The 19,640-nt window shown below is 68.9% G+C and carries 24 protein-coding genes; 11 read left to right on the top strand and 13 right to left on the bottom strand.

What is annotated here, in order from left to right; genetic code table 11:
- Positions 1 to 1,022, bottom strand: a 1,022-nt coding sequence (sthA, locus tag ACWDTP_RS04110; protein WP_450016853.1) for a Si-specific NAD(P)(+) transhydrogenase, incomplete at its 3' end; no start/stop codon positions are given.
- A gap of 176 nt (positions 1,023 to 1,198) precedes the next feature.
- Between sthA and ACWDTP_RS04105 the strand changes: the two genes are divergently transcribed.
- On the top strand, positions 1,199 to 2,272 hold the full coding sequence (locus ACWDTP_RS04105) for a DUF4192 domain-containing protein (protein ID WP_450016836.1): 1,074 nt from the start codon (positions 1,199 to 1,201) through the stop codon (positions 2,270 to 2,272).
- A 22-nt stretch (positions 2,273 to 2,294) separates the two neighbouring features.
- Here ACWDTP_RS04105 and ACWDTP_RS04100 read toward each other — a convergent pair whose 3' ends face one another.
- The 3 genes from ACWDTP_RS04100 to ACWDTP_RS04090 all read right to left on the bottom strand — a co-directional run bounded on the left by ACWDTP_RS04100 (position 2,295) and on the right by ACWDTP_RS04090 (position 4,674).
- The gene (locus tag ACWDTP_RS04100) at positions 2,295 to 2,990 is read right to left on the bottom strand and encodes an iron dependent repressor, metal binding and dimerization domain protein (protein ID WP_450016834.1); all 696 of its coding nucleotides are present in this window, start codon (positions 2,988 to 2,990) and stop codon (positions 2,295 to 2,297) included.
- 160 nt (positions 2,991 to 3,150) lie between these two features.
- Positions 3,151 to 4,140 carry a sigma-70 family RNA polymerase sigma factor gene (locus ACWDTP_RS04095; protein ID WP_450016832.1) on the bottom strand — a complete coding sequence of 330 codons (990 nt, stop codon included), beginning with the start codon at positions 4,138 to 4,140 and terminating at the stop codon, positions 3,151 to 3,153.
- A gap of 117 nt (positions 4,141 to 4,257) precedes the next feature.
- The gene (locus ACWDTP_RS04090; protein ID WP_450016830.1) at positions 4,258 to 4,674 is read right to left on the bottom strand and encodes a DUF3099 domain-containing protein; all 417 of its coding nucleotides are present in this window, start codon (positions 4,672 to 4,674) and stop codon (positions 4,258 to 4,260) included.
- A gap of 78 nt (positions 4,675 to 4,752) precedes the next feature.
- On the opposite strand from ACWDTP_RS04090, the gene ACWDTP_RS04085 reads away from it, so the two are divergent.
- Positions 4,753 to 4,989, top strand: a complete 237-nt coding sequence (locus tag ACWDTP_RS04085; protein ID WP_450016828.1) for a DUF3039 domain-containing protein — start codon at positions 4,753 to 4,755, stop codon at positions 4,987 to 4,989.
- On the opposite strand, the gene ACWDTP_RS04080 is transcribed toward ACWDTP_RS04085, so the two are convergent.
- On the bottom strand, positions 4,979 to 5,953 hold the full coding sequence (locus ACWDTP_RS04080) for a YihY/virulence factor BrkB family protein (protein ID WP_450016826.1): 975 nt from the start codon (positions 5,951 to 5,953) through the stop codon (positions 4,979 to 4,981). The two genes, ACWDTP_RS04085 and ACWDTP_RS04080, sit on opposite strands and share 11 nt — an antisense overlap.
- A gap of 70 nt (positions 5,954 to 6,023) precedes the next feature.
- On the bottom strand, positions 6,024 to 6,215 hold the full coding sequence (locus ACWDTP_RS04075; RefSeq protein ID WP_450016824.1) for a DUF7455 domain-containing protein: 192 nt from the start codon (positions 6,213 to 6,215) through the stop codon (positions 6,024 to 6,026).
- Positions 6,216 to 6,374: 159 nt separating this feature from the next.
- Here ACWDTP_RS04075 and ACWDTP_RS04070 point away from each other — a divergent pair, with 159 nt between their 5' ends.
- On the top strand, positions 6,375 to 6,755 hold the full coding sequence (locus tag ACWDTP_RS04070) for a DUF952 domain-containing protein (RefSeq protein ID WP_450016822.1): 381 nt from the start codon (positions 6,375 to 6,377) through the stop codon (positions 6,753 to 6,755).
- On the opposite strand, the gene ACWDTP_RS04065 is transcribed toward ACWDTP_RS04070, so the two are convergent.
- Both ACWDTP_RS04065 and ppgK read right to left on the bottom strand, forming a co-directional pair.
- On the bottom strand, positions 6,743 to 8,185 hold the full coding sequence (locus ACWDTP_RS04065; RefSeq protein ID WP_450016851.1) for an RNA polymerase sigma factor: 1,443 nt from the start codon (positions 8,183 to 8,185) through the stop codon (positions 6,743 to 6,745). The two genes, ACWDTP_RS04070 and ACWDTP_RS04065, sit on opposite strands and share 13 nt — an antisense overlap.
- Positions 8,186 to 8,389: 204 nt before the next feature.
- Complete coding sequence (gene ppgK / locus ACWDTP_RS04060; RefSeq protein WP_450016820.1) at positions 8,390 to 9,199, bottom strand: polyphosphate--glucose phosphotransferase; 810 nt, start codon at positions 9,197 to 9,199, stop codon at positions 8,390 to 8,392.
- Between the two features lie 143 nt (positions 9,200 to 9,342).
- On the opposite strand from ppgK, the gene ACWDTP_RS04055 reads away from it, so the two are divergent.
- Positions 9,343 to 10,212: an inositol monophosphatase family protein gene (locus tag ACWDTP_RS04055; RefSeq protein ID WP_450016818.1), complete on the top strand. Its 870-nt coding sequence runs from the start codon at positions 9,343 to 9,345 to the stop codon at positions 10,210 to 10,212.
- On the opposite strand, the gene cei is transcribed toward ACWDTP_RS04055, so the two are convergent.
- Positions 10,186 to 10,836, bottom strand: coding sequence for an envelope integrity protein Cei (gene cei, locus ACWDTP_RS04050; RefSeq protein WP_450016816.1), 651 nt, complete (start codon positions 10,834 to 10,836; stop codon positions 10,186 to 10,188). The two genes, ACWDTP_RS04055 and cei, sit on opposite strands and share 27 nt — an antisense overlap.
- Before the next feature lie 166 nt (positions 10,837 to 11,002).
- On the opposite strand from cei, the gene ACWDTP_RS04045 reads away from it, so the two are divergent.
- The gene (locus ACWDTP_RS04045) at positions 11,003 to 11,305 is read left to right on the top strand and encodes a DUF4193 domain-containing protein (RefSeq protein ID WP_450016814.1); all 303 of its coding nucleotides are present in this window, start codon (positions 11,003 to 11,005) and stop codon (positions 11,303 to 11,305) included.
- Positions 11,306 to 11,313: 8 nt separating this feature from the next.
- Here ACWDTP_RS04045 and ACWDTP_RS04040 read toward each other — a convergent pair whose 3' ends face one another.
- Entirely contained in the window at positions 11,314 to 11,793 is a 480-nt protein-coding gene (locus tag ACWDTP_RS04040; RefSeq protein WP_450016812.1) for a DUF3093 domain-containing protein, read from the bottom strand.
- A gap of 25 nt (positions 11,794 to 11,818) precedes the next feature.
- Between ACWDTP_RS04040 and dut the strand changes: the two genes are divergently transcribed.
- Complete coding sequence (gene dut, locus ACWDTP_RS04035; RefSeq protein ID WP_450016810.1) at positions 11,819 to 12,283, top strand: dUTP diphosphatase; 465 nt, start codon at positions 11,819 to 11,821, stop codon at positions 12,281 to 12,283.
- Entirely contained in the window at positions 12,283 to 13,077 is a 795-nt protein-coding gene (locus ACWDTP_RS04030) for a DUF3710 domain-containing protein (RefSeq protein WP_450016808.1), read from the top strand. The genes dut and ACWDTP_RS04030 overlap by 1 nt, the downstream gene beginning before the upstream one ends.
- Before the next feature lie 3 nt (positions 13,078 to 13,080).
- Here ACWDTP_RS04030 and ACWDTP_RS04025 read toward each other — a convergent pair whose 3' ends face one another.
- Positions 13,081 to 13,779 carry an alpha/beta fold hydrolase gene (locus tag ACWDTP_RS04025; protein WP_450016806.1) on the bottom strand — a complete coding sequence of 233 codons (699 nt, stop codon included), beginning with the start codon at positions 13,777 to 13,779 and terminating at the stop codon, positions 13,081 to 13,083.
- A 135-nt stretch (positions 13,780 to 13,914) separates the two neighbouring features.
- On the opposite strand from ACWDTP_RS04025, the gene ACWDTP_RS04020 reads away from it, so the two are divergent.
- Together ACWDTP_RS04020 and ACWDTP_RS04015 are read left to right on the top strand one after the other, a co-directional pair.
- A complete protein-coding gene (locus ACWDTP_RS04020; RefSeq protein WP_450016804.1) occupies positions 13,915 to 14,286 on the top strand; it encodes an OB-fold nucleic acid binding domain-containing protein in 372 nt (123 codons plus the stop codon).
- On the top strand, positions 14,283 to 14,984 hold the full coding sequence (locus ACWDTP_RS04015) for a DUF3159 domain-containing protein (RefSeq protein WP_450016802.1): 702 nt from the start codon (positions 14,283 to 14,285) through the stop codon (positions 14,982 to 14,984). Before ACWDTP_RS04020 ends, ACWDTP_RS04015 begins: the two co-directional genes overlap by 4 nt.
- Before the next feature lie 3 nt (positions 14,985 to 14,987).
- On the opposite strand, the gene ACWDTP_RS04010 is transcribed toward ACWDTP_RS04015, so the two are convergent.
- Entirely contained in the window at positions 14,988 to 15,656 is a 669-nt protein-coding gene (locus tag ACWDTP_RS04010; protein ID WP_450016800.1) for a potassium channel family protein, read from the bottom strand.
- Positions 15,653 to 16,327 carry a potassium channel family protein gene (locus tag ACWDTP_RS04005; protein ID WP_450016798.1) on the bottom strand — a complete coding sequence of 225 codons (675 nt, stop codon included), beginning with the start codon at positions 16,325 to 16,327 and terminating at the stop codon, positions 15,653 to 15,655. The genes ACWDTP_RS04010 and ACWDTP_RS04005 overlap by 4 nt, the downstream gene beginning before the upstream one ends.
- Before the next feature lie 106 nt (positions 16,328 to 16,433).
- Here ACWDTP_RS04005 and ACWDTP_RS04000 point away from each other — a divergent pair, with 106 nt between their 5' ends.
- Both ACWDTP_RS04000 and ACWDTP_RS03995 read left to right on the top strand, forming a co-directional pair.
- Complete coding sequence (locus ACWDTP_RS04000) at positions 16,434 to 18,434, top strand: APC family permease (protein ID WP_450016796.1); 2,001 nt, start codon at positions 16,434 to 16,436, stop codon at positions 18,432 to 18,434.
- Positions 18,431 to 19,630: a class I SAM-dependent RNA methyltransferase gene (locus ACWDTP_RS03995; protein WP_450016794.1), complete on the top strand. Its 1,200-nt coding sequence runs from the start codon at positions 18,431 to 18,433 to the stop codon at positions 19,628 to 19,630. Before ACWDTP_RS04000 ends, ACWDTP_RS03995 begins: the two co-directional genes overlap by 4 nt.
- Positions 19,631 to 19,640: the final 10 nt, after the last annotated feature.

Raw genomic sequence — 19,640 nt, 5'->3', positions numbered from 1 at the left:
GTGATGCCCTTGGCGGGCTCGCCGAACGCGTGGTAGGCGGCCAGTCTGCCCTGGTCCATCGAGGTGGCGGCCAGCGCGGGGAAACCGATGACGTCGCCGACGGCGTAGATGTGGTCGACCGTGGTCTGGAAATTGGAGTCGACGAAGATCCGGCCACGGGCGTCGACCTCGAGGCCGGCGTTGGTGACGTCGAGGTGTTCGGTCTGGCCCTGCCTGCCTGCCGAGTACATCACCGTCTCGGCGGGGATCTGTTTACCGCTGGCCAGCGTCGTCACGGTGCCTGCGGCGCCGACGTCGACGGCCGTGACCTCCTCGCCGAACCGGAACGTCACGGCCAGGTCGCGCAGGTGGAACTTGAGCGACTCGACGATCTCGGGATCGCAGAACTCCAGCATGGTGTCGCGCTTCTCCACGACGGTGACCTTGGTGCCGAGCGCGGCGAACATCGAGGCGTATTCGATGCCGATCACGCCCGCGCCGACCACCACCATCGAGGTCGGGAGCGATTTGAGGTCGAGGATTCCGTCGGAGTCCAGCACGCGGTCCTCGTCGAACTCGACCCCGGTGGGCCGGGCCGGCTTGGTGCCCGTCGCGATCACGACGTACTCGCCGCTGACCGTGGTCCGCTCACCGCGGGTGGGTTCCTCGACCAGCACGGTGTGCGGATCGACGAACCGGCCGTGACCGCTGATCAGGTCGATCCGGTTACGCATGAGCTGGTTGCGCACCACATCCTGCTCCTTGCCGATCACATGCTGGGTGCGGGCCAGCAGGTCGGCGGGGGTGATCTTCTCCTTCACCCGGTAACTGGCGCCGTACAGTTCGCGCTGGCTCATCCCGGTGAGGTAGACGACGGCCTCCCGCAGCGTCTTGGACGGGATGGTGCCGGTGTTGACGCACACCCCGCCGAGCATCTTGCCGCGCTCGACCACCGCCACGGTCTTGCCGAGTTTGGCCGCGGCGATGGCGGCCTTCTGCCCGCCCGGTCCCGAACCGATCACGACCAGGTCGTACTCCAGCATCGAACCCATGCACAGTGTCTACGCCCGTTGCTCGTCGCACGCACGCCGGCCGCGCCGAATAGCGGGTGAACACTTGCTCCGGCCGCAATCCCCAGCGCCGATTTCATCCACAGCCGGTGCGGTGCGCCGGGCCCGGCGGCCCGGCGGCGACGGTGCCCGCTGCCAGCGTCACAGCCATGACACCTCCACCTGGCACCCCCGATTTCGGCTCCGACTTCAGCTGCACCCGACCGGGTGCGTTGATCGCCGCGCTGCCCGCGGTTCTGGGCTTCGTGCCCGAACGCTCCCTGATCCTCGTCACCGTCGACGAGGGTGAGCCGGGATGCGTTATGCGCATCGACCTTTCGCCCTCGATGGCGGGACGGGTCGAGCATCTCGCCGGGGTCGCCGCCGCAAGCGCACCGCAGCTCATGGTCGCGGTCATCGTCGACGAGGACGGGCTGGACTGCCGGCAGTGCCGCGAGGACTACGAGGAGCTGGCGGCGATCGTCGACGATGCGCTGTCCGGGCACGGCATCGAACTGCTCGCGGCGCATGTCGTGGACCGGGTCGCCGTCGGCGGGCGCTGGCAGTGCGCCGACCAGTGCGGCAGGCACGGATTCGTCGAGGACCCGGCGGCCTCCCCGTTCGCCGTGGCGGCCGTGCTCGAAGGCCGCCCGATCCGGTCGAACCGCGACGATCTGCAACAGGTCGTCGACGCCGACCCGGTGCGCGCCGAACGGGTCGGCGCCCACATCGAGGGCCTGTCGCGGCCGCCGGCGGATCGCCGGCACTGCGAGGTCCGGGCCGACGTCGACGCCGTGATGGTCGCGGCGGGCGCGCTGGCCGACGGGTCCGACCCGGCCGATGCGACGTTGGCCCGGCTGGCGGTGGCACTGACCGATCCGCGGGTGCGCGACATCGTGTACGCGCTGGCGGTCGGGGAGCGCGCCGAGCAGGCCGAGTCGTTGTGGCTGGTGCTCGCCCGCGCGCTGCCGGCGCCGTGGCGCGCGGACGCACTGGTCCAATTGGCGTTCTCGGCCTATATCCGCGGCGACGGCCCGCTGGCGGGCGTGTCGCTGGATGCCGCGCTGCGCTGCGATCCGCAGCACCGGATGGCGGGCATGCTCGATGCCGCGCTGCAGACCGGTATGCGGCCCGAACAGATCCGCGAGCTGGCGCTCAGCGGGTACCGGCAGGCCGACCGCCTCGGGGTGATGTTGCCGCCGCGACGGATATTCGCCGGCCGGTCACGCCGCGCCGGGGCCTGACCGGTTCACCGTGGGCCCGGCGTCAGACCTTCTCCACCTTCACGGCGTGCGCCATATGGTGCGGCAGTTCGACCTGCTCGTGGCCGGGGATGAGGATCATCACGCCGCCGTGGTCGTTCGCCTCGACGGTCACCCTGGCGTTGGGCACCACACCGGCGTCCTTGAGCCGCCCGATCAGCTCGGTGTCGCCCTGCACGTGTTCGGTCAGCTGCCGGACCACCACCGCGACCGGCATGCCCACCGGCAGCTCGGTGAGCCGCACCAGGCTGATGTCGTCGGACCCGAAGCCCCCGGCGCCGACGCCGAGTTCGGACAGGCCGGGGATCGGGTTCCCGAACGGGGATGTGGTCGGGTTGTTGAGTACCTGGAGCAGGCGGCGCTCGACGTCGTCGCTCATCACGTGTTCCCACCGGCACGCCTCGGCGTGCACTTCCTCCCAGGGCAGGCCGATCACGTCGACCAGCAGCCGTTCGGCCAGCCGGTGCTTGCGCATCACCGCCACCGCCAGCGCTCTGCCCTTGTCGGTCAGCTCCAGATGCCGGTCGCCCGCCACGTGCAGCAGACCGTCCCGCTCCATCCGGGACACGGTCTGGCTGACGGTGGGTCCGCTCTGATCAAGCCGTTCGGCTATGCGGGCACGCAGCGGCACCACGCCCTCTTCCTCGAGGTCGTAGATGGTCCGCAGGTACATCTCGGTGGTATCGACCAGATCGTTCATTCGCGCCTTCCCAAGCCCAAACGTCGCCACACAGTCTACCGTTTGGGCGGCGCGAACTGGTGGGCAACATCGCCGCGCCGCTCACCGCGCCCCGGCGCGGAACCCGGTACAACCCGATGTGCCCGCCGGAGGTCCCGGCGGGCACATCGGGTGGCTTTGCTCAGCTGGCGTAGGAGCGCAGCCGATCGGCACGCTCGCCGTTGCGCAGCTTGGCCATCACCTCGCGCTCGATCTGGCGGACCCGCTCCCGCGACAGCCCGAACAGTTTGCCGATCTGATCGAGGGTGCGGGGCTGGCCGTCGTCGAGGCCGAACCGCAGCCGGATCACCTGCTGCTCGCGCTCATCGAGCGTGGCCAGCACGTGGCGGATGTCGGTGTGCAGGAGTTCGGAGATCACCGCGTTCTCCGCCGACATGGCCTCGGAATCCTCGATGAAGTCACCCAGCGGGGCCTCCTCGTCGGTGCCGACCGGCATATCCAGGCTCACCGGATCGCGGCTGTGCTCGAGCAGGTCGTTGATCTTCTCGACCGGGATGCCGGATTCGGCAGCCAGTTCCTCGTCGGTGGCCTCGCGGCCGAGGTTCTGGTGCATTTCGCGCTTGATCCGGGCCAGCTTGTTGACCTGCTCCACCAGATGGACCGGCAGCCGGATGGTGCGGCTCTGGTCGGCCATCCCGCGGGTGATGGCCTGGCGGATCCACCAGGTGGCATAGGTCGAGAACTTGAAACCCTTGCTGTAGTCGAACTTCTCCATCGCCCGGATGAGTCCGAGGTTGCCCTCCTGGATCAGGTCCAGCAGCGGCATGCCGCGGCCGGTGTAACGCTTCGCCAGCGACACCACCAGGCGCAGGTTGGCCTCCAACAGATGACGTCGGGCGGCCTCGCCGTCGCGCACCACGGTTGCGAGGTCACGTTTGCGGGCCTCGCCGAGCCGCTTCTTGGTGTCCAACAGGTGCTGGGCGTACAGGCCGGCCTCGATGCGCTTCGCGAGCTCTACCTCATCGGCGGCATTGAGCAATGCCGTTTTGCCGATGCCGTTCAAATACACGCGCACGAGGTCGGCTGCCGGGCTCTGGGCGTCCAGATCGCTGTCGAAGCGGCTTGTGGTGGCATTTGCCATGACGGCCTCCTGATCGGCTCGAACTGTCATGACTTACAACGCGTCATGCCCCCGTAGAGTTCCCGCAAACGGTTGGATTCATACCGTTTGACCTGCTCTTTTTCGCCGACGACCTGAGATTTCCCTGAGAATAGCTACAGAACCCGCTCAGCCGGGGACATCGCCGCGGGATTCCGCGGAACCGGGTTGCGGTGCACCGGCCGGGTCGCCCCGCAGGGCCGGGCGTTCGGCCGTCGGAAACAGCGGGACGCGGTTGTCCCGGCCGGCGTAGCGCCTGGGTTCGTCGGCGCTGCGGGGCGGGCGGTCGTTGGCGATCAGCACGGCCATCCACGGCAGCGGCACCGACACCAGGATGATGGCCAGCGAGATGAGGCCGTTCTCCCAGATGTTGTAGGCGACCGCGGCCAGGATCAGGGCGGGTATCCGAAACGACATCAACGTCAGGTACTTGCGGACCCGCTGACGGTGCTGCTCCTCGTAGGAGGGTGCGGCACGGGTGATGAGGACCGGGCGACCCTCATGACCGAAGTCGTCGTCGAAACTCAGCTCGTGGCTTTGTTTCATACCTCTACTGTTCCACACTCGGGTCGGGCTGTGACAGTTGGATTTCGTCCGTCCCGGCGGACGGGCACAATAGTGGGCATGCAGACCCAGACGATCGAGCGCCCCGATGCCGACGAACGCGTCGACGACGGCACCGACGACGACGCTCCCAAGGTTTTCCACTACGTCAAGAAGGACAAGATCGCCGAGAGCGCCGTCATGGGCACCCACGTCGTCGCGCTGTGCGGCGAGGTGTTCCCGGTGACCAAGTCGGCCAAGCCGGGCTCGCCGGTGTGCCCGGACTGCAAGCGGATCTACGAGTCGCTCAAGAAGTAGTCGGCTGGTCGACGGCGTCGGGCGGGGGAGCGGGCCGCGGATCGTTGTTGAGCGCCTTGTTCTCCAGCCAGTCGCGCAGCCGCTTGGCGTGGGTGTCGGCGGCCGGCCACTCCTCCTGGATGGCGGCGTTGAGTTCGGCCCCGATCATGATGGCGAACCCCAGGAAGAACGCGAACAGCAGGAAGGCGATCGGCGTCGCCAAGGCGCCGTAGGTGTAGCCGGTGCTGGTGATCCAGCCCAGATAGACCCGCAGGCCCACGGTGGTGACCAGAAACACCACCGTCGACAGCACCGATCCCAGCAGCAGCCGGTGGGTCGGCAGCGGTTTGGGCAGTGCGACCCGGTAGAGCAGGGTGACCCCGATCAGCACCGCGCAGAACAGGGCCGGGTAGTAGCCGTAGCGCAGCACGTTGTCCCAGCTCTGCGGGATGTTCTCGGCGATCTTGCGCGGTCCGAGGGCCACGAACGGCGCCACCGCGATCGCGCCGACCAGCATCACCACATACAGTCCCAGCGCGTAGAACCGCTGGCGGACCGGATGGCGCAGCGGGGTCTGGTCGTGGGCCTCCACGATCGAGTCGACGAAGGCCGACACCGCCGACGACCCGGCCCACAACGAGATCACGAACCCCACCGACACCACCTCGCCGCGGGCGCCCTTCACGATGTCGCGGATCGTCGGCGCGATGATCTCGTTGACGACGTTGGTGGAGAAGAAGTGGTTGGCCGCGTTGATCAGCTGATCCTGGATCGCCGGCAGCGTCTCGGGTCCGAACAGCGGAGCGATGTAGGCCAGGCTGCCCAGCATCCCCAACAACAGCGGGGGCAGCGACAGCGCGCACCAGAAGGCGGCCTGGGCCGATTCGGAAAAGATCGAATCGTCCCAGCTCTTCGACAACGTCCGTTTCGAGATATGCCGGATGTGGTGGCGCGTCGGGGGCACTGGAAGCGGTTGGCCGGTCATGACCAGACCAGCATTACTGACGAAGCGTGCTCCTGCCCAGGAGGGGGTTCTGTTGGCGTGTCAGCCGCGGTCAGGACTCGACCGGACTGACTTCCAGCACGGCGGCCAGCTCGACCAGTTTCGCCTCATGCTCGTTGGCGTGATGCTGGCAGAAGAGCAATTCGGCGCCCGAGGGCAGCTTGGCGCGCACGCGTGCCGCCGCACCGCAACGATCACACCGGTCGGCCCTGGTTAGCTCCGGACTCGTCAGAGTTGCGTTCATGGCTCCTCCGTCTTCTGCTCTGCGCGTCCCGGCAAAGGCGCCGGATCCGCGTATCTCTACTGTGTCAGACGTTTTGGGTTCCGGCCTTGTTCCCTAGGGGTTCACCGGTGTGTCGTGTCTCACTTGGCCGTCGAGTTGCTCGCGCGGCAAGCTGACGTTATGAATCCGTCGCCCGCCGTCCTGGTTCACCTGTGCAGCGCCGAGGACTGGCAGCGGGCCCGCGACCGCGGTGAGCACCGGCCGGCGTCCCTCGGCGCCGAGGGTTTCATCCATCTGTCGGCGCCCGAACAGGTGCACCTGCCGGCCAACCGCCTCTACGCCGGACGCCGCGGGCTGGTGCTGCTGCGCATCGACCCGGCCGAGCTGTCGGATCCGGTGCGCTGGGAGCCCGGCGTGCCGACCGATCCGCAGGCGATGCGCTTCCCGCATCTGTACGGACCCCTTCCGGTCACCGCGGTGACCGGGGTCGGCGCCTATGAACCGGGTCCGGACGGGCTGTTCGCGCCGCTGCCGCCGGCCGGGCCGGGTCAGTCCAGGTAGTCGCGCAGCACCTGCGAGCGGCTGGGGTGGCGCAGCTTGCTCATGGTCTTGGACTCGATCTGGCGGATCCGCTCCCGGGTCACGCCGTACACCTGCCCGATCTCGTCGAGGGTCCGTGGCTGGCCGTCGGTCAGGCCGAACCGCAGCCGGACCACACCGGCCTCGCGTTCGGACAGCGTCTCCAGCACCGACTGCAGCTGATCCTGCAGCAGGGTGAACGACACCGCGTCCACGGCCACGACGGCCTCACTGTCCTCGATGAAGTCACCGAGCTGGGAGTCGCCCTCGTCGCCGATGGTCTGGTCCAGCGAGATGGGCTCACGCGCGTACTGCTGGATCTCCAGCACCTTCTCGGGCGTGATGTCCATCTCCTTGGCGAGCTCCTCGGGCGTGGGCTCGCGGCCCAGGTCCTGCAGCAGCTCACGCTGGATGCGGCCGAGCTTGTTGATCACCTCGACCATGTGCACCGGGATGCGGATGGTGCGGGCCTGGTCGGCCATCGCGCGGGTGATGGCCTGGCGGATCCACCACGTCGCGTAGGTCGAGAACTTGTAGCCCTTGGTGTAGTCGAATTTCTCGACCGCACGGATCAGGCCGAGGTTGCCCTCCTGGATCAAGTCGAGGAACGCCATGCCGCGGCCGGTGTAGCGCTTGGCCAGCGACACCACCAGGCGCAGGTTCGCTTCCAGCAGGTGGTTTTTCGCGCGATCGCCGTCGCGGCAGATCCACTGCATGTCGCGGCGCTGCTGGACCGGGAGCTTCTCGCCCTTGTCGGTCAGCTCGACCATCTTCTGGGTGGCGAACAGGCCGGCCTCGATCCGCTTGGCGAGCTCGACCTCCTCCTCGGCGTTGAGCAGCGCCACCTTGCCGATCTGCTTGAGGTAGGCCCGGACCGAGTCGGCCGAGGCGGTGAGCTCGGCGTCCTTACGGGCCTGCCGCAGCGCCTCGGACTCCTCCTCGTCCCAGACGAAGTCGCCGGAGGCTTTGTCCTTCTCGGACGGTTCGGCGATCTCGTCGTCCGCTCCCGCGCCGGCGGCCTTGGCGGCGGCCGGCGCGGCGGTCCCGGCGGTCCCCGCCTCGGCCCCCTCCTCGTCCTCGTCACCGGAATCGGCGGTGTCCTCGTCGGACCCCTCGGCGTCGGTATCGAGGTCGTCGAGTTCCAGATCGGTGTCCTCGGCTTCGAGATCCTCGCCCGGCCCGGCCTCAAGGTCGTCGGTCGTCTCGAGATCGTCGGAGACGCCGTCCTCGGGCTTGGTCGCCGGGCCCTTGCCCGCGCGCTTGGCCGGGGCCTTCTTGGCCGGTTTGGCGCCCGCGGTCTTCGCCGCCGGGGCCTTGGCCGCGCGCTTGGCGGGGGCCTTCTTGGCGGGGGTCTTGGTAGCGGTGCGCTTCACCGGCTCCTCGGTTGCCGGGCTTGCCTTTGTCGCTGCCACGTACACCCTTTCGGTCTTGCTCATGTTTCGGTGGGCATGGGCGTACACCACCGAATGCGTCGGCTATGGATGTCGGCGTTGTTATCGGCTGGGATACTCGCCGCTGTTCGGTAGGCGGCCGCCGATGACCATTGTAACGACAGTGTGTGCTTGACCGTGCCCAGCGGCAAATTTTGGCCGTGCCGCGGGCAGCGGCGAAAACAGCTACCGACCGGTAGCTTGTACGTCGACGACCGAGGCCATGGCCGCGCCGACGATGCCCGCGGTGTTCTGCAGGGTGGCCGCCACCACCTTGGTGCGGTTCTTGAGCAGCGGCACCCATTTGTCGGCCTTGCGACTGATGCCGCCCCCCGCGATGAACAGGTCGGGACAGATGGCGTTCTCGACCATGACGAGCACCTTGGTGACTTCCTCCGACCAGCGCTCGTAGCTCCAGTCCTTGCGCTCCTTGACCGAGGATGCGGCGCGGTGCTCGGCCTCCTTGCCGTTGACCTCGAGATGTCCGAATTCGGTGTTGGGCAACAGAACTCCGTTGTGGATCACCGCCGAGCCGATCCCGGTGCCGAAGGTCAGCAGCACGATCACGCCGCTGTTGTCCTTGCCCGCGCCGAACCGCTCCTCGGCCAGCCCGGCCGCATCGGCGTCGTTGAGCACGGTCACCGGTTGACCGTCGAGCGCGCCGCCGATGACCTCGACCGCGTTCACCCCGATCCAGCTCTTGTCCACGTTGGCCGCGGTGCGCACGGTGCCGCCGGTCACCACACCCGGATAGGTCACGCCTACCCTCCCGGTCCAGCCGAACTCGCGCACCACCGCGGCGACGGTTTTGGCGACGGCCTTGGGGGTCGACGGCTGCGGCGTGTCGAGCTTGAACCGCTCGCCGATCAACTGTCCGGTGTCGAGGTCGACGACGCCGCCCTTGACCCCGCTGCCGCCCACATCGACGCCGAATCCGCGTCGGTGGGCGTCCTTGGTCCCGGCCGGTTCGGCCGAAGTCGACTCGGATGCAGTCATGGCGGGGGGCTCCTTTGGGGGAGAGGCATTTGCGGGCCTGGCGACGCGCCTCACCCTAATAGTTCACGAACGCGGATGCGGGCGGTCGGCCATCCCGGGGTGCGCTCTTCGCGTCGACGGCGCGAACGTGTTGCGATGTACCCGTGACGGAAATCAGCACCGACCCGGCCGGCCTGCGCGCCACGGCCGAGCAATTGGCGACCGAAGCGGCAGAATTCGTCCGGCGACGCCGGGCCGAGGTGTTCGGCGCGGGCCCGGGTTCGGGCGCGGAGGCGGCGGACGGCCGGGATCGTGACGAGGTTCGCGCCATCCGATCGAAGAGCACCCCGACCGACCCGGTGACCATCGTCGACACCGAGACCGAGCGCTGGTTGCGGGAGCGGCTGGCGGTGCTGCGGCCCGGCGAGGACGTGCTCGGTGAGGAGGAGGGCGGCCGCCAGGACGGTCGCGACGGGCTGAGCTGGGTGCTCGACCCGATCGACGGGACGGTCAACTTCGTCTACGGGATTCCGGCCTATGCCGTCTCGGTGGCGGTGCAGCGCGACGGGCGGTCGGTGGCGGGCGCCGTCGCCGACGTGTCGGCGGGGACGGTGTACTCCGCGGCGCTGGGGCAGGGCGCGCATATCCGCCACGCCGGGGTCAGTACGCCGTTGCGGTGCAGCCCCGCCGACGATCTGTCCATGGCGCTGGTGGGGACCGGGTTCTCCTATGACCCGGACCGGCGGGCCGGCCAGGCCCGGCTGCTGGCCCAGATCCTGCCCTCGGTGCGGGATATGCGCCGGTTCGGCTCGTGCGCCCTCGATCTGTGCATGGTCGCGGCCGGGCAGCTGGATGCGTACTACGAGGACGGGGTGCACGTGTGGGACTGGGCGGCGGCGGCGTTGATCGCCGCCGAGGCCGGGGCGACGGTGTGGCTGCCCGCGACGCCGGGGGTGGGTCCGGTCGGGGCGGCGGCGCCGGGTGTCGCGCAGGCGCTGCGGCGGGTGCTAGCAGACGCCGGTATGGACCTTTGACAGCCGTGCGGAGTCGGCCGGCTGGGTGGCATCCGGGCGCAGGCTGGCCAGCACCGCGTTGACGTCGTCGGTGCTCGCGAGTTCGGTGAACTCCGTTCCGAGCGCGAGATCGACTGCCGGGTCCGGCCTTTGGTCCTGGAACAGCTCCATGCACGGGGCCACCAACCACAGCGCGGCGGCCGCCGTGCGGCCGGTGGGTCCGAACCGGATCTGGCCCTGGCACACGAGCTTGGCGGTCGCGTAGATCGGGTCGTTGGCGGCCTCGGGCTGGGCGAAGCCGAGGTCGCGCAGCTGGCCGGCGATCTCGCCGGCCTGGCCGCCCTGGCCGCTGGCGTTGAGCACCCTGATCCGGGTCTCGGCCAGTGGGGCCGGGCTGATGTCGGCCATCGCCGTGCTGGCGACCTGCTCGCCGAGTTTGGGTGTTGCCGGGTCCGGTGCGGGCGGCGGGGCGTTGCACACCGTGGCGACGTGAACTTCGCCGGGCTGATTCAGCACGATGATCCACACCATCAGCGTCACCACGGCGAGCGCGACGAACAGCACGGCGGCCGGGACGAAATTGCGCCTGCGGAAGGGGCGACCATGGCGGTCGAAGGCAGTGCCCTCGGTGATTTGCGCGACCACCCCTGCACTCTAAGGCTAAGGTCGCTTGCTGCCGCGTTGAAGGTCAGACTTCAGTGTGATGTAAATCACACTGAAACATGTGGCAATAAGGGCACGAATCATTTGGGGAATGCGTTCGACGCTGGTACAAAGCTCTGCTGCAAGGTATAGGGAGGGGACACCGACGATGGCTACCGACTATGACGCCCCGCGGCGCACCGAGACTGACGACGTTTCCGAGGATTCGCTGGAGGAGCTGAAAGCACGGCGCAACGAGGCGCAGTCCGCCGTGGTGGACGTCGACGAATCCGAGACAGCGGAATCCTTCGAGCTGCCGGGGGCAGACCTGTCCGGCGAGGAACTGTCGGTGCGGGTGGTGCCGAAACAGGCCGATGAATTCACCTGCTCCAGCTGCTTCCTGGTACATCACCGCAGCCGGCTGGCCAGCGAGAAGAACGGCTTGATGATCTGCACGGACTGCGCGGCCTGATTCGCCGATCAGCCGAGGAGAGCGGCCAGCACCCGGTCCGGATGCCGCGTGCTGACCAGCCAGTACGGGGTGGGGTCATCCGGATCGTCGAGAACGACCAGCACCATCGGGCCGATCCAGGCCCGGTGCACGACATAGGCGGCGGGATCGAGTTGGCGGCCCAGCGCCGCCGACTTGGCCGATCGCGGCACCTCGGCGCTGCGGGCCACCACGCCGACCGGCAGATGCGCCGCACCGGCCCACAGCTCGGCCTCGCCGGCAGGCCCGTCGACCACCCGCACCTCGGTCTTGCTGAACCACAGCAGGACGGCCGCGGCCACCGGCAACAGCACCAGGTACGGCACCCACGCGGGCACACCGGGGACGCCCTGGCCGAGCTCGAGGGCGATCAGGACGGCCAGCGCCGCCGCGGGCAGCGTCCACCACCATGGCACCCACAACCGTTCGCGATAACGCACGGTTTGGGTGGTTGCGCGCGTGTCTGACACGCGGCTCAGAGTAATCTGTGACGTCGTGTCCAACTCTCTGGCGGTCGTCCGATTGGACCGCGATCTCCCGATGCCCTCCCGGGCGCACGACGGCGACGCGGGCGTTGACCTCTACAGCGCGCACGACGTCGAACTCGCCCCCGGGCAGCGGGCCCTGGTGCCGACCGGGGTGGCCGTTGCCATTCCGCACGGGATGGTGGGGCTGGTCCACCCGCGGTCGGGTCTGGCTGCCCGCGTGGGTCTTTCGATCGTCAACAGCCCGGGCACGATCGATGCCGGTTACCGCGGTGAGGTCAAGGTTTCGCTGATCAACCTCGACCCGCACACGCCGATCGTGGTGAACCGTGGTGACCGGATTGCCCAGCTGCTGGTGCAGCGGGTAGAACTGCCCGAGTTGGTCGAGGTGACCTCGTTCGACGAGGCCGGCCTGGCCGACACCTCCCGTGGTGACGGTGGCTACGGGTCCTCCGGCGGACATGCGAGTTTGTGATGGCATTCGGTAAGCGCAAGAGCAACGAGACGAGCGGCGGGCAGGCCGGCGGGAATCCCCTCGACGAGCCCGCCGAGGCGATGGGAGCCGATATGGAGGCCGATATCGACACCGGTGAGGACCTGGACGGCCCGTTCGACGTCGACGACTTCGACGAACCGGAGGTGGCCGCGCAGGGCCGGCTCGACCTGGGCTCGGTGCTGATCCCGATGCCCGACGGTGGACAGGTGCAGGTCGAGGTCAACGAGACGGGTGCGCCGAGCGCGGTGTGGGTGGTCACGCCCAACGGCCGCTTCACGGTCGCCGCCTACGCCGCGCCCAAGAGCCCGGGGCTGTGGCGCGAGGTGGCCACCGAGCTGGCCGATTCGCTGCGCAAGGACGCCGCCTCGGTGCGGATCGAGGACGGTCCGTGGGGGCGTGAGGTGGTCGGCACGGGTAATGGCGGCGTGGTCCGGTTCATCGGCGTCGACGGGTACCGCTGGATGGTTCGCTGCGTCGTCAACGCCGCCCCGGAGACCATCGACGCGCTGACCGGCGAGGCCCGGGCATCGTTGGCCGACACCGTGATTCGTCGCGGCGATACACCCATGCCGGTGCGGACGCCGTTGCAGGTGCAGCTGCCGGAGCCGATGGCGGCGCAGTTGCGCGCCGCGGCCGAGGCCGCCGCCCAGCAGCAGGGCGAGCAGCCGTCGCAGGAACCGGAGTCGCCCGATGAGCCGCCTGCCGAGCCGGTGGCGCGGCGCAGTGCGCAGGGCTCGGCCATGCAGCAGCTGCGCACCATCACGGGGGGATGACCCTCACGCCTCCTGTAGCGCGGCCACGCACGCGGCGCCGAGCGACCCGGTGTCGACGCCCATCTGCCGCAGCGTCACGGTCCGCAGCGCGGCCCGCGGCGCCGCGGCGACCCATTCGAAGCCGACCTCGGCGGGATGCACCGGATCGTCGGTGGCCACCGCCACACCCATCGGCGCGGTGAGGCGTTCCAGGTCGGCGCAGCCGGGCGCGTGGCAGGCGGCGGCCTCGTCCATCGCGTCGGGCAGCGCGGGCCACAGCCCCGCCCAGGACCGGGTCAGCTCATCGGCCAGCCAGGCCGGGGTCGACGCCCGCATCTGCGCGACCGTCGCGGCCAGCCCGTCCCGGCGCAACAGGTCGGCGGATTGACGTGCCAGCAACGCCGCGGGGGCATGCTCCGGGGAGCCCATCCACGGGGGAAGGGCGGCCAGCACGGCCACCGCGCGACTCGGGTGCCGCAGGGCCCATCGGGTCGCCACCACGGCCCCGATGGACACCCCGCCGACCACGATCGGGCCCGATCGGGCCGCGTTGTCCAGGGCATCCAGATAGCCGCCGATCAACCGGCCCGATTGGGGCGCGGGGGTCACGGCGACGGCGCCGACACCATGCAACGCAGGGGAAAACGCCCGGTAGACGTAGTCGTCGTCGGATCCGGTGCCGGGCAGCAGCACCGCGGTGGCACCCCGCAGAATGACGCTCATCACATGATCGTGCCTGCCCCGTCAAACCGTCGGCGCGTCGACCCGCACCCCACGTGGCATTCGGCGCTCAAGAGGTCTACCGTGGCGTTGGTTGGGCGGATCCACGGTGGATCCGCGGAAGGTCAGGAGAGGCCAATGGCTACGGCCGAAGGGTATCTGCGCCGACTCACGCGACGCCTGACAGAGGACCCCGAGCAACTCGACGTCGAAGAACTCAGCGAGGAAGCGGCCAACACCGGCGCGCAGAAGGCGATCGACTGCCAGCGCGGCCAGGAAGTCACGATGGTCGGGACTCTGCGCAGCGTGGAATGTAACGGCAAGGGCTGTTCCGGCGGCGTCAAAGCCGAGCTGTTCGACGGGACGGACACCGTGATGCTGGTGTGGCTGGGACAGCGCCGCATTCCCGGCATCGAATCGGGCCGCACCCTGCGGGTCCACGGGCGCGTCGGCAAGCTGGAAAACGGAACCAAGGCGATTTACAACCCGCACTACGAAATTCAGAAGTGAGCCAGACCGAGAACAATCCGGACAGCCCATCTTCAGACTCGACCAGCGAGTCGGCGCCCACATCGGCCCGGCAGCACCTCGGTGGCCGGGCCGTGCTCGACCAGATGGGCGGCGTCAGCGGCCTGATCTATTCATCGCTGCCGGTGCTGGTCTTCGTCCCGGTGTCCTCGACGCTCGGGCTGATGCCCGCGATCGGCGCGGCACTCGGGGTGGCGACACTGGTGCTGATCTGGCGGCTGATCCGCCGCGAATCGGTGCAGCCCGCGGTGTCGGGTTTCTTCGCCGTCGGCGTCAGCGCACTCATCGCCTATCTGGTGGGGGAGTCGAAAGGCTATTTCCTGCTTGGCATCTGGACCTCGCTGCTGTGGGCGGTGGTGTTCGGTGTTTCGGTGCTGATCCGGCGTCCGGCGGTGGGTTACGTATGGGGCTGGGTCAACTCGCACGACCGGGGCTGGCGTTCGGTGCGCAGGGCGGTGCTGGCGTTCGACATCGCCACGATGGTGTGGGCGCTGGTGTTCGCGGCGCGATTCCTGGTCCAGGAGTACCTCTACGACTCCGACGAGACCGGCTGGCTGGGCTTCGCCCGCATCGCGATGGGCTGGCCGTTGACCGCGGTTGCGGCGTTGGTGACCTATCTGGCGATCCGGGCGGCGCAGCGCGCCGTGCACGCCGAGCGGCCCGCGCCGGCGGCCGAGTAGGGCTCAGCGCGCCGCCGGGTGCAGCAGCAGCGCGCGCAGCTGGTCCTCGACGTCGGTGACCGCGACGAACAGCAGTTCGTCGCCGCCTTCGAGGGGTTCGTCGGATTCGGGCACGATCACCCGGGCGCCGCGCAGGATCGTCACCAGGGACGCGTCCCGTGGCAGCTCGAGGCGTTTGACGGGTTTACCGCCCCACGGCGTGTCCTCGGGCAGGGTGATCTCGACCAGGTTGGCCTGGCCTTTGCGGAATTCCATCAGCCGCACCAGGTCGCCGACCGCGACGGCCTCCTCGACCAGCGAGGCCAGCATCCGCGGGGTCGACACCGCCACGTCGACACCCCAGTTCTCGTCGAACAGCCATTCGTTGCGCGGGTCGTTGACCCGCGCGACCACCCTGGGCACCGCGAACTCGGTCTTGGCCAGCAGGCTGACCACGACGTTGACCTTGTCGTCGCCGGTCGCGGCGATCACCACGTCGAACTCCTCCAGCCGCACCGATTCGAGCATGGTCAGCTCGCAGGCGTCGCCGAGCCGCCAGTGCGCCGCCGGGATGGCGTCGACGTCGATGTGGTCGAGGTTGCGTTCCAGCAGCGTCACCTCGTGGTTGCTTTCGAGCAGTTCGCGGGCGATGGAGCGGCCGACGGCCCCGGCCCCGGCGATCGCGACTTTCATTGGGCCTCCACGTCCTCGCTGGGCGGCAGCGCCGCGATGGCAAGGGCCTCGGCGATGTGGCCCGACACCGCGGCGATGTAGACCTGGTCGCCGGCCTGGATCACGGTCTTCGGATCGGGCAGCAGACCGCCGCCGAACCGGATCACGAAGGCCACCCGGCCTCCCGTGACGGCTTCCAGGTCGGTGACGAGGTGTCCCGCCCAGTCCTCGTGCAGCGGCAGTTCGGCGACCCCGACGTTGCCCGACGGGTCGCGCCACTTGGTGGTCTCGGCCTCCCTGGTCAACACGTTGAGCAGGCGGTCGGTGGTCCACGGCACGGTCGCCACGGTCGGGATGCCGAGGCGTTCGTAGACTGCGGCGCGTTTCGCGTCGTAGATCCGCGCCACGACGCGCTCGACGCCGAACGTCTCGCGGGCCACCCGCGCCGAGATGATGTTGGAGTTGTCGCCGGAGGAGACCGCGGCGAACGCGCCGGCCTCCTCGATACCGGCCCGCAGCAGCACATCGCGGTCGAAGCCCATGCCGAGCACCCGTTCGCCGGAGAACTCGGGCGACAGCCGGTGGAAGGCGGTGCTGTCGCGGTCGATGACCGCGACCTCGTGGCCGATCCGGGCCAGGCTGTCTGCGAGGGAGGCGCCGACCCGGCCGCATCCCATGACCACTACACGCACGCGACCGTCCTCTCGGTGGCGGAAAAACCGCGGTAACTCACTCCGTGCACCCGGAACGCTACAGCTTTCCGACGACTCTCTGGCTGTGGGCTTACTCTTGGCACTCGTGTCCAAGCTTTCGACCGCCGCGCGTCGGCTCGTCCTCGGACGGCCCTTCCGCAGCGACAAGCTGTCCCACACGTTGTTGCCCAAGCGGATCGCGCTGCCCGTCTTCGCCTCGGATGCGTTGTCGTCGGTGGCGTACGCGCCGGAGGAAATCTTCCTGGTGCTCTCGGTCGCCGGGCTGACCGCCTATTCGATGACGCCATGGATCGGCCTCGCGGTCGCGGCCGTCATGCTGATCGTGATCGCCAGTTACCGCCAGAACGTGCACGCCTACCCGTCCGGCGGCGGTGACTACGAGGTGGTCACCACCAACCTCGGGCCGACCGCCGGGCTGACCGTGGCCAGCGCGCTGATGGTGGACTACGTCCTCACGGTGGCCGTGTCCATGTCGTCGGCGATGTCGAACATCGGCTCGGCGGTTCCCTTCGTCGCGCAGCACAAGGTGCTGTTCGCGGTCATCGCGATCCTGCTGCTCGCGTCGATCAACCTGCGCGGGATCCGTGAGTCCGGCACCGCGTTCGCAATTCCGACCTACGCCTTCATGATCGGGATGTTCATCATGCTGGGCTGGGGCCTGTTCCAGATCTATGTGCTCGGCCACCCGCTGCGCGCCGAGTCGGCCGGCTTCCACATGCACGCCGAACACGGCGAGGTGCTCGGGTTCGCGCTGGTGTTCCTGGTGGCCAGGGCATTCTCCTCGGGTTCGGCGGCGTTGACCGGTGTGGAGGCGATCAGCAACGGCGTGCCCGCGTTCCGGAAACCCAAGTCGCGCAACGCGGCCACCACCCTGCTGCTGCTCGGGGTGATCTCGGTGACCCTGTTCATGGGCATCATCATGCTGGCCAAGGCGACCGGGGTGCAGATCGCCGAGCGCCCGCACGAACAGCTGGTCGGCGCGCCCCCCGACTATCACCAGAAGACGCTGATCGCCCAGCTGGCCGACGCGGTGTTCCACGATTTCCCCATCGGCCTGTATCTCATCGCCGGTGTCACCGCGCTGATCCTGGTGCTGGCCGCCAACACCGCGTTCAACGGGTTCCCGGTGCTGGGGTCGATCCTGGCCCAGGACCGCTTCCTGCCGCGTCAGCTGCACACCCGCGGTGACCGGTTGGCGTTCTCCAACGGCATCCTGTTCCTGGCCTTCGCCGCGATCGCGTTCGTCGTCGCGTTCCGGGCCGAGGTGACCGCGCTGATCCAGCTCTACATCGTCGGCGTGTTCGTCTCGTTCACGCTCAGCCAGATCGGCATGGTGCGGCACTGGACCCGGCTGCTGCGCACCGAGACCGATCCGGCGGTGCGCAGGCACATGATCAGGTCGCGGGCCATCAACACCGTCGGCCTGACCGCGACGGGTGCGGTGCTGGTGGTGGTCGTGGTGACGAAGTTCCTGGCCGGGGCCTGGATCGCGATCCTGGCGATGACGGCGTTGTTCGTGCTGATGAGGCTCATCCACAAGCATTACGCCACGGTGGCCCGCGAACTCGAGGCCCAGGACGAGAGCGAGGGCGGCGACATCGTGCTGCCGAGCCGCAATCACGCGGTGGTGCTGGTGTCCAAGCTGCATCTGCCGACCAAGCGGGCGCTCGCCTACGCCAGGGCCACCCGGCCCGACATGCTCGAGGCGATCACGGTCAGCGTCGACGACGCCGAGACCCGGGCCCTGGTGCACCAGTGGGAGGACAGCGATATCAGCGTGCCGCTGAAGGTGATCGCTTCGCCGTACCGGGAAATCACCCGTCCGGTACTGGATTACGTCAAGCGGGTCACCAAGGAGTCGCCGCGGACGGTGGTGACGGTGTTCATCCCCGAGTACGTGGTCGGGCACTGGTGGGAGCAGGTGCTGCACAACCAGAGCGCGCTGCGGCTCAAGGGCAGGCTGCTGTTCATGCCGAACGTGATGGTGACATCGGTTCCGTGGCAGCTGAATTCCTCGGAGCGGGTGCGGATGACCCTGCATCCGGGTTCGGCGCCGGGCGACGCGCGACGGGGCTTCCTGGAATGACCGAATTGACTCTGACCACCGGGCCCGCCGCCAACGGTGGCAGTTGTGTGGCCCGCCATGACGGGCGGGTGGTGTTCGTCCGGTACGCGCTGCCCGGTGAGACGGTGCGGGTCAGGGTAGTCGACGAGCGCGGATCATATTGGCACGCCGAGGTTCTCGAGGTCATCGAACCTTCACCGGACCGGGTCGATTCGCTGTGTGCGATCGCCGGGGTGGGCCGGTCCGGATGTTGTGACCTGGCGTTCGCCGAGCCGGCGGCGGCCCGCAGGCTCAAGGGCGCGGTGGTGGCCAATCAGCTCTCGCGGCTGGGTGGGTTCGACTGGCGCGATGAGGAATCCGCGTCGGCCGAACCGGTGGGCACCGTTGGTGCGACCGGATGGCGTAGCCGGGTCCGGCTGGACACCACGCCGGACGGACGAGCCGGGTTCCACCGGTACCACAGTGCCGACCTGGTGACCGATCTCGGCTGCGCACAGCTCGCCGCCGGGACCGTCGACGGCCTGGCGCAGGCCCGCTGGCCCGGTGGTGCGCACGTGCATGTGGCGCTGGATTCCGACGGCAATCGTCATGTGGTGCAGTCGGGTCCCAAGAACGGGCGCACCAGCCCAACCCGGGTGGTCGAAGGCGATTACGAGGCCACCCAGCGGATCGGGACGCGGGTGTGGCGGGTACCGGTGACCGCGTTCTGGCAGGCCCACCGCGATGCCGCCGCGGTCTACAGCCGGCTGGTCGCCGAGCGGGCCGCGCTGCAACCCGGTATGACGGCCTGGGACCTCTACGGCGGCGCGGGGGTTTTCGCGGCGGCGCTGGCCGAAGGCGTCGGGGAGAGCGGACGCGTCGTCACCGTCGACACGTCGCGGGGCGCCTCCCGCTCGGCCAGGGCCGCGCTGGGCGATATGCCGTGGGTGTCGGTGGTGACCGATTCGGTGCGCCGGGCGTTGTCGGCGCAGACCGGCCGGGCCGACGTGGCGGTGCTGGACCCGCCGCGGACCGGGGCCGGCCGCGATGTGATCGACCAGCTGGCCGCGGCCGAGGTGCCCAGGATTATTCATATCGGTTGTGAGGCAGCTTCGTTCGCCCGCGATGTCGGTTTGTATCTGCGGCACGGCTATGCCGTGGAGGACATCCGGGTGTTCGATTCGTTCCCGCTGACCCACCACGTGGAGTGCGTCGCGGTCCTCACCCGCCGACCCTGACCCGTTTCCT

This window comes from Mycobacterium sp. NPDC003449, from assembly GCF_053588415.1.
This window is presented reverse-complemented; position numbering and strand designations above follow the sequence as displayed.